A 2699-nucleotide genomic window follows, 5' to 3' on the forward strand; every position below is an offset into this window, starting at 1 on the left:
GTAGTTCTTGCGGGCCTTGGCGTCGGTGTAGCGGTGTGGGTCGTCGCCGAACTCGCCGAGAACCCGGGCGGCGAGGATCACGCCGAGGCCGGGTTGGCTGGCGTAGATCTCAGCGTCCGGGTGTCGGCCAAAATGGTCGTGCAGCTGGTCTTCCAACTCCGTGATCTGGGTGTTGAGGGCGGCCAGCACCGCCGCCGAGGCCCGGGTGGAGGCCGCGTAGGCGGTGACCACGATCGGGTCGCGGCGCAGGTACTCCCCGCGCAGCACCGCCTGGATGCGGGTGGTGTTCGCGTCGAGGTTGCGGCGGCGTGCGGTTTTGAGCACGGCTCGGATCTGGCTGCGGGTCAACTTCGCCGCAGCCACCGGGTCCGGGGCAATTCTCAACAGCGCCAACGTGTCCGGTGCGTCGAGGTCGGCGAAGGCGTCCAGCACGGCGGGGAAGTACTCGAGCAGGGCATGCCGCAGCCGCTGGGTGTGGCGGGTGCGTTCCCAGATCAACGTCTTGTGCGCGCGGCTGAGCACCTTCACCGCCTCGGCCAACGCGGTGTCGGGCGCCAACGCCCGCAGCCGCGGCGCGTCGGTGCGCACCATGTCGGCCAGCATCCGGGCATCGGCGACGTCGCTCTTGGCGCCGGAGACGCTGTGCCGCTCGCGATACCGCGCGGCCTGCAGCGGGTTGACCGCATACACCGTGTACCCGGCCGCCAGCAGCGCCGCCACCCACCCGCCACGCTCGGTTTCGATCCCGACCAGTACCTCCTCGTTCTGCTCGTCCTTGCCCGCATGCGCGCCGATCAGCGCGTGCACCCGCGCCATCCCGGCCACACCCTCGGGCAGCCGCGCCTTGGCCAGCACCCGGCCCGCGGCATCCATCACCGCGACGTCGTGATGATCCTCGGCCCAGTCGTCTCCCACGAACAACGCCACCACTTGTCTCCCTTCACCCCGCGCCGGTCCCCCAGAGGGGGCGATCAGCAGCGTGCCGGGAGACCCTCGCGCCCTAATGGATCAGTGCTCACGCCACCACACGCGCGCAGCGGGCACGACATCCCATCAGCGATCCAACCTCCCGGGCAAACCAGTGGGGACACGATCTCAGTCCAAGACTCGAGGTCCAGGGGCCCAGAGTGTTCACCCACCAGCCGCCACCAGGTAGCGAGTCTGCCCCTCTCGCGAGTAGCAATCCCGCTAATTCCCATTAGGGGCCCCCACACGTACGATTTCGCACACGAGGGGTCCCAGTGAGAATAGAGGGGTAGGCGTCACCGGCCCGGGCTGTGACTCTTGGGGTCCCCGGACCGTGTTGTCTTGCTGAGGATTTGTCCAGCTCGGGTTGGGGCGTCTACAGGTGCTCTCCGGGGGGCCGGACGTGACTTGATAGGAGCTTGCGTACAGCTCATCACTGGTTTGTCCGCCCGGCCCGCCCGGCGAGTGCCGCCCGTCTCTGTTCACACGGAAAGGCGACAAATCCACAATGGCACAGAAACCACGCGCGAGGCAGACCACCACCACGGGAAAGGGCACCACCAGCAAGAACACCAAGAACGCGGGCGCGCCGACGAAGCGCATGTCGAAGAAGGCGAAGTCGAAGAAGAACGACGTGCGCACCATCGTCGGCGGCGTGGACACGCACTCGCGCACCCACCACGCGGCGGTGATCACCACCCACGGCATGCGCGTTGCCGACAAGGAGTTCCCCGCGACCGCGGCCGGGTACCGCGCGATGCTGGCATGGCTGGGCGGGTTCGGGCGGCTGTTCGCGGTCGGGGTCGAGGGCACCAACTCCTACGGTGCGGGCCTGACCCGCCACCTGCACACCGCGGGTGTGACGGTGCTCGAGGTGAACCGCCCCGACCGGCGCCAGCGCCGCGACAAGGGCAAGTCCGACCCGCTCGACGCCTACGCCGCCGCCGACGCCGTGCTGGCCCAACGAGCCACCGCCACACCCAAACTCGGCACCGGGATCAGCGAGTCCATCCGCGTGCTGCACACCACCCGCGCCGGCGCGGTCAAGGCCCGCACCGCGACCATCAACACCCTTCGCAACATGCTCGTCACCGCCCCCACCGGACTACGCGAACACCTCGACGGACTCTCGAAGGCCACGTTGATCACCGCCTGCGCCGAGCTGGACACCGCCGGCGACCCCGCCGACCCCGAGATCGGGGTCCGGCTCGCGCTGGCCAGCCTCGCGCACCGCTACCAGCATCTCACCAGCCAGATCACCGCACTCGACAAGACGATCGGCGCCCTCGTCGAGCGCGCCGCACCACAACTGCTCAAGCTGCCCGGGGTCGGACGCGAAACCGCCGCCCAGCTGATCATCACCGTCGGCGACAACCCCGACCGGATCACCACCGAGGCCGGCTTCGCCGCGCTGTGCGGGGTCGCGCCCGTGCCCGCCTCCAGCGGAAAAACCCGCCGCCACCGCCTCTCCCGCGGCGGCGACCGCCAAGCCAACCGCGCCCTGCACCTCGCCGCCTGCTCCCGACTGCGCCACGACCCCCGCACCCAGGCCTACAAACAACGCCGTGCCGAAGAGCAACTTACCAACAAAGACATCCTGCGCTGCCTCAAACGCTACCTCGCCCGCGAGATCTACAAAGCCCTCATGACCAGCACAAACACCACCACAAATCAACAACCAACCGCCGCTTGACATCCATAGGAGCATCCTCGGTCGCGCGGTGACGCGATCC

At 68.8% G+C, this 2699-nt stretch carries 2 protein-coding genes; one reads left to right on the top strand and one right to left on the bottom strand.

Annotated features, from left to right (window positions below):
- Positions 1-927, bottom strand: a 927-nt coding sequence (locus VF468_12945) for an IS110 family transposase (protein ID HEX5879203.1), incomplete at its 3' end; no start/stop codon positions are given.
- 547 nt (positions 928-1474) lie between these two features.
- On the opposite strand from VF468_12945, the gene VF468_12950 reads away from it, so the two are divergent.
- Positions 1475-2659, top strand: a complete 1185-nt coding sequence (locus VF468_12950; protein ID HEX5879204.1) for an IS110 family transposase — start codon at positions 1475-1477, stop codon at positions 2657-2659.
- The last annotated feature ends 40 nt before the right edge of the window (positions 2660-2699 follow it).

This window comes from Actinomycetota bacterium, from assembly GCA_036280995.1.
Classification (GTDB): domain Bacteria; phylum Actinomycetota; class CALGFH01; order CALGFH01; family CALGFH01; genus CALGFH01.